This is a genomic window from Pedobacter sp. 01T416_2 (genome assembly GCF_056398925.1).
This window is the reverse complement of the sequence record NZ_JBFTQI010000533.1, coordinates 1-4170: the sequence shown is the minus strand read 5'-3', so window position 1 is coordinate 4170 and position 4170 is coordinate 1. Positions and strand designations below refer to the sequence as shown.

The window sequence follows — 4170 nt, the reverse complement described above, 5'->3', positions numbered from 1 at the left end:
TTTTTTGATCGGGCGGATGTATTTCTTTGCACGAAGTAAGAAGCCTTCGTAATGGAGATAATCTCGGTAGCCCAGATTTTTAATTTCGCCTGAGGTGTATGCGAGCTCTAAACCATAGCGGTTTGAAAAAGTCTTTTCCATGGCTATTGTAGGCCTTTTGGCTACTAAATTCAAAATGTTTGTCTTTATCGTTAAGCCAGGTTCATCTTGTGCAAAGCTGGAATAGGCACATAAAATGAATATAAATAGGAGCGTTTTCTTTTTCATAATAAGGACGAAAATACTAAAATATTAGCCTCAAGCAATTAAAACTGTTGCAAACCAAAATTTAGTTCTTATATTTACGTAACTGATTACGTAATTAATTATTATTATGAATTTTTTCGAAGAAACTGGTAAAGTAGCTATAGGTAGCAGGTTAAGAATGCTAACCGATAAAGTAACTGAAGACGCATCGCAGATTTATAAGTTGTATAATATTGATATGCAACCTAAGTGGTTTCCTGTGTTTTATGCTTTGGCACAAGAGAAAGAAAAAACAATTACCGAACTGGCTAAAGATATTGGCCATTCTCATCCATCGGTGAGTAAAATCATTAGCGAAATGCTAAAAAAGGGTTACGTTAAAGAGGGAAAAGATAAAACCGATGGACGAAGGAATGTGGTGAGCCTTTCTCCTGCAGGTTTAGAGATCTCTAAAAAAATTGAAGATCAGCTAATCGATGTAAATGCTGCCATTGAAGAGATTTCGGGCCAATCACAAAATAAACTTTGGGAAGCAATAGGCGAGTGGGAGTTTTTATTGGAGCAAAAAACCTTGTTGAGAAGAGTAATTGAAAAGAAAAAAGAAAGAGATAGCTTAAAGATTGAGATTGTAGATTACCAGCCCAAATACCAGGAAATATTCAGGTCGCTAAATGTAGAGTGGATTTCACAGTATTTTACCATGGAAGAATCTGATTATAAAGCTTTGGATAATCCGCAGGGTTATATTTTAGATAAAGGAGGTTTTATATTGGTTGCTCTTTACGAAGGTGAGCCTTTGGGTGTTTGTGCACTAATTAAGATGTATGATGGCGAATATGATTTTGAACTGGCCAAAATGGCGGTATCGCCAAAAACACAAGGAAAAAATGTGGGCTTTCTATTGGCAAATGCCATTATTGATAAGGCAAGATCGTTAGGCGCATCTAAAATTTATTTGGAGAGCAATACCATTTTAAAACCAGCCATAAACCTTTACCATAAACTGGGTTTCCAAAAAGTGGCAGGTAAGCCCACACCGTACACGCGATGTAATATTCAGATGGAACTGGTGATTAGGTAGAGCTTAGTGTTTAGGGGGGTAGCGCTAACCTCTAAACTCTAAACTTATAACCAATGTTTAAATGGAACTTAGTCTAGTTTCAAAGCCTTAAGCAATTTATTCAGTTTTAATAAGTCTTCTGGTGTATCTATTGCAACTGTTTCTAAGTCAGTTACTTTTGTTTGGATATAAAATCCATTTTCGATCCAGCGAAGTTGTTCTAAGCTTTCGGCAATTTCTAAAGAAGATGGTGGTAATTTGGTAATGGCTTTTAACGATTCTGTGCGGTAACCGTAAATTCCGATGTGCTTGTAAAACTGATGCTTTTCTGCCCATACACCTGGTTCTCCATTTCTGATAAAAGGAATTGGGCTACGGCTAAAATACATGGCGCGACCGTTTACATCGATCACCACTTTAGGACTATTGGGATTGTATACACTTTCCTGACTCTGGATAGATTTGATTAATGTTGCTAACTGTACTTTTTCTTCAGTAAAGCAGCTTGCCAGTAATTCAATCTGAGCAGGTTCGATAAATGGTTCATCACCCTGGATGTTGATCACAATATCGTACCCAGGTAAAGTTTCAATCACTTCAGCGCATCTATCAGTTCCGCTTTGGTGATTAGTTGAGGTAAAGATAAATTCCCCACCAAACCGTTTTACTTCATCGGCAATCCGTACATCATCGGTGGCAATTACTACTTTCGATAAGCTTTCGGCTTTCGATGCTTGCTCGTAAACCCTTTGGATCATGGTTTTTCCGGCAATATCTACTAAAGGCTTTCCCGGAAAACGGGTAGAGGCATATCGTGCAGGAATAATTCCGATAATTTTAGACATACTATTTATTTAAAGTTCTTAATAAGACAACCGCACCAATAATAAGCGCCATAACTACATAAGAAATTGGATGAGCAAAGTTAAATGTCCAGCCCAAAATTTTATTGCGCTTGGGAACCAAAACCCTGGAATCTGATTTATTGAAATAAATAATTCCCCATTTCCAGTTTAATGGGTTTTCGTGCTGAAAATCTTTGCCCACCTTATTCGTTCAGATTAAAATAAACCGTTAATCTCCGCCTCAATAGATTGAATTACCGTACCTAGATCTTCTGGGTTGTTGGTGAAATCTAATTTATCTTTATCCAAAATCAGTAATTTCCCCAGGTTATAACCCTTAATCCAGGCTTCGTATTTTTCGTTCAGTTTAGACAGGTAATCGATACGGATGCCTGCTTCGTACTCACGGCCACGACGTTGGATATTATTAACCAATGTAGGTACCGATGCACGCAGGTAAACCAATAAATCGGGTGGTTTAATAAAAGAGGTAATGTTATCAAAAATAGCCCTGTAATTATCATGATCGCGGGTGGTCATTAATGCCATATCATGCAGGTTTTCTGCAAAAATATGTGCGTCTTCATAAATGGTCCTATCCTGGATTACGTTGCGTTTATTTACTTCAATGTCGGTAATTTGCTGAAAACGACTGTTTAGGAAATAAATCTGAAGATTAAAGCTCCAACGTTTCATGTCGCTGTAAAAATCTTCCAGATAAGGGTTATTGTCCACAGCCTCGTATAAAGCTTCCCATCCATAATTCTTGGCTAATAAACCTGTTAAGGTAGTTTTACCGGCACCTATATTTCCTACAATTGCTATGTGCATTTTCTTTAGATTGGAGATTTGAGATATGAGATTTGAGATTCGAGATATGCGACTGAGAATTAATCTCAAATCTAATATCTCAAATCTAGTTTCTCATATCTCAAATCTATTAAAATTATTAAAAACTTTTAAACCCGATTAAACTGCGAACCTCTCTGATGGTTTTTTGCGCGCTTTCGCGGGCCTTTAATGCACCATGTTTGGCTACCTGCCTTAAATATGAATCATTTTTGGCAATATCCAAAATACGCTCACGCATAGGTGCAGTCGTAATAATCATATCTTCTGCCAACTGTTTTTTGAAATCGCCGTAACGGATCTGCATTTTGCTATATAAATCTTCAAAATGTGCAAGTGTATCCGCACTCGAAACCACTTTCATTAAATCAAAAAGATTCTGAATAGGTTCAGGTTTTGGTTGGTTTTCTTCCGTTGGGCCACCGTCACTAACTGCTCTCATTACTTTTTTACGAATGGTTTCAGGGTCATCAGATAGGTAAACTGCATTGGCTTCGCCTTCTGATTTACCCATTTTGCCTTTACCATCTAAACCAGGTACTTTAACCAGTTTGTCAGAGTAGCTAAAAGCGTAAGGTTCAGGAAAATATTCTGTATTGTATAACCTGTTGAAACGGTTCCCGAAAGTACGCGCCATTTCCAAATGTTGCTCCTGATCTTTTCCAACAGGTACTTTAGTAGCTTTGTGGATTAAAATATCGGCGGCCATTAATACGGGATAGGTTAATAAACCTGCATTTACGTTATCTGGGTTGGCACGCACTTTATCTTTAAAAGATGTGCTGCGCTCTAATTCACCCATATAAGCGTTCATATTTAAGTATAGATAAAGCTCTGCAATTTCCGGAACATCACTTTGTATATAAATGGTACTATTTTCTGGGTCAATTCCACTGGCCAGATATTCAACCAAAACATGTTTAATATTTCCATGTAAATCGGCTGGAGTAGGATGTGTAGTTAAAGAGTGTAAATCGGCGATAAAAAAGTAGCAATTGTAGTCGTTCTGCATTTGAACGAAGTTTTTAACTGCACCATAATAATTACCCAAATGTAATTTTCCTGTTGAGCGGATACCACTCACCACTGTTTCTTTCATAATGGCACGAAATTAAAAATAAAATACAAGCAAATCATAAATCGCTTCAAGTTTAAGGGTAAGATTTTTTT

At 37.2% G+C, this 4170-nt stretch carries 6 protein-coding genes; 1 reads left to right on the top strand and 5 read right to left on the bottom strand.

All coding sequences use genetic code 11. The features are described 5' to 3' along the window. The coding region (locus tag AC1DPQ_RS19710) for a hypothetical protein (protein ID WP_477610622.1) at nucleotides 1-267 on the bottom strand (267 nt) is incomplete at its 3' end. 106 nt (nucleotides 268-373) lie between these two features. On the opposite strand from AC1DPQ_RS19710, the gene AC1DPQ_RS19705 reads away from it, so the two are divergent. Continuing rightward, nucleotides 374-1327, top strand: a complete 954-nt coding sequence (locus AC1DPQ_RS19705; RefSeq protein WP_477583518.1) for a bifunctional helix-turn-helix transcriptional regulator/GNAT family N-acetyltransferase — start codon at nucleotides 374-376, stop codon at nucleotides 1325-1327. 68 nt (nucleotides 1328-1395) lie between these two features. Here the strand turns inward: AC1DPQ_RS19705 and kdsB are convergent, their stop codons facing one another. From kdsB to trpS, 4 genes are all read right to left on the bottom strand, one after another. Then, on the bottom strand, nucleotides 1396-2151 hold the full coding sequence (kdsB, locus tag AC1DPQ_RS19700; RefSeq protein ID WP_215127599.1) for a 3-deoxy-manno-octulosonate cytidylyltransferase: 756 nt from the start codon (nucleotides 2149-2151) through the stop codon (nucleotides 1396-1398). Nucleotide 2152: 1 nt separating this feature from the next. Next, nucleotides 2153-2353, bottom strand: a complete 201-nt coding sequence (locus tag AC1DPQ_RS19695; RefSeq protein ID WP_477583517.1) for a DUF5808 domain-containing protein — start codon at nucleotides 2351-2353, stop codon at nucleotides 2153-2155. A gap of 14 nt (nucleotides 2354-2367) precedes the next feature. Continuing rightward, nucleotides 2368-2982 (bottom strand): deoxynucleoside kinase, encoded by a 615-nt coding sequence (locus tag AC1DPQ_RS19690; protein WP_025144984.1) that lies wholly within the window; start codon nucleotides 2980-2982, stop codon nucleotides 2368-2370. A gap of 118 nt (nucleotides 2983-3100) precedes the next feature. Beyond that, nucleotides 3101-4099 carry a tryptophan--tRNA ligase gene (trpS, locus tag AC1DPQ_RS19685; RefSeq protein ID WP_131031177.1) on the bottom strand — a complete coding sequence of 333 codons (999 nt, stop codon included), beginning with the start codon at nucleotides 4097-4099 and terminating at the stop codon, nucleotides 3101-3103. Nucleotides 4100-4170 lie beyond the last annotated feature (71 nt).

Coding starts and splice junctions, on each gene's coding strand:
- AC1DPQ_RS19705 (WP_477583518.1), top strand. CDS start 374: ATGAATTTTTTCGAAGAAACTGGTAAAGTAGCTATAGGTAGCAGGTTA.
- kdsB (WP_215127599.1), bottom strand. CDS start 2,151: ATGTCTAAAATTATCGGAATTATTCCTGCACGATATGCCTCTACCCGT.
- AC1DPQ_RS19690 (WP_025144984.1), bottom strand. CDS start 2,982: ATGCACATAGCAATTGTAGGAAATATAGGTGCCGGTAAAACTACCTTA.
- trpS (WP_131031177.1), bottom strand. CDS start 4,099: ATGAAAGAAACAGTGGTGAGTGGTATCCGCTCAACAGGAAAATTACAT.